General features: G+C 69.2%; 2 protein-coding genes. Both read right to left on the bottom strand.

Annotation, left to right across the window (positions count from 1 at the left end):
- On the bottom strand, positions 1-224 hold a 224-nt coding region (locus G6R25_RS24140), incomplete at its 3' end, for a hypothetical protein (protein ID WP_205447438.1).
- A 401-nt stretch (positions 225-625) separates the two neighbouring features.
- The coding region (locus G6R25_RS24135; RefSeq protein ID WP_163554671.1) for a hypothetical protein at positions 626-1,143 on the bottom strand (518 nt) is incomplete at its 5' end.

The raw sequence follows: 1,143 nt of genomic DNA, 5'->3' as shown, positions 1-1,143 counted from the left end.
TCCTCACCCTTGCCATCGACGAACACCAGGTCGCCGCGCAGGTGAGCGGTGGCCATCAACGGCCGGATTGACCAGGACTTCCCCGACCCCGACGCCCCCGAGATCAGCATCCGCTCGTCGAACGCCACCAGCACCTCCTCCCCGGTCTCGGTGTCCCACCAGGCGGCGAACGGGGCGCACGTCGGGGACAGGCCGTCGAGGACCGTCACCGCCGTGCTGGACATCGCCCGCCACACCCGCACGGGGGCCGCTGCGGAGGGAGTTTGCGGGGTCTGTGCGGGGGTGGTTGCAGCCGCCGGTTGCACTGGTTGCACCCGGGCTGGCTGGTTGACCCCTGCAACCACCCCCTGCAACCGCCTCTGACTGCACGGTTGCAGGTTGCAGCCAGGGGGCCGGAGGGGGCCCTACGCGTGCGCGCGCGAGGAACCCCGATTTCCGGCCCGCTGCAACCCGGCTCGGAGGCCCCGCCGGACCCCCCGCGGACATCCAGTTCTTCTCCCGGCTGGGTCTGGCGGGAGACATGCCAACGCCCCGCCGGGCTAGGCCCGGCGGGGCGGGGCGTCAGACGGCCAACAAGATCAATCAAGCAAGATCGCCGATGTGGTCACTTATATAACCCGCTCTGTTACTTTGCGCTGCACTCGCCGTTGAGGATGGACGACCATGACCCGTTTGCGTACTGCCAGTCGGCGAAAGCACCTTTAGCCGCCTTCGTCTCGCAATGCGTCGCCGCGTCGACCTTGGCAGCCGTCTCCGCCAGCGCGGCGGTGTCCTTCTCTAGGGCGAAGCCGAGCACGCTCACTCCGACCCTTCCGGAGTGGTCGGAGTGGTCGCTCGCAGCGAACGAGGTGCCCCCCGTTGCGAGCCGGGTGCCGGCGTCGACGTTTGCACTACATTCGCCGAGGACGACGGACGACCAGGGGCTGCCTACGACCTGCCAGTCGGCGAAAGCACCGTTGGCCGCCTTCGTCCTACACCCATCTGCCGCGTCGACCTTGGCGGCTCTCTCTGCCGCTGCAGTAGTGTCGCCCTCGCCGAAGCCAAACGCGGCCTCTTCGCCCCCTCCAGAGCGGCCGACGTAGTCGCTCGCGGCGAACGAGGTGCCCCCCGTCGCCAACAGGGTGCCGCCGACGACGACCGCTG

The organism is Candidatus Frankia alpina, assembly GCF_902806485.1.
GTDB lineage: Bacteria > Actinomycetota > Actinomycetes > Frankiales > Frankiaceae > Frankia > Frankia alpina.
This window is presented reverse-complemented; position numbering and strand designations above follow the sequence as displayed.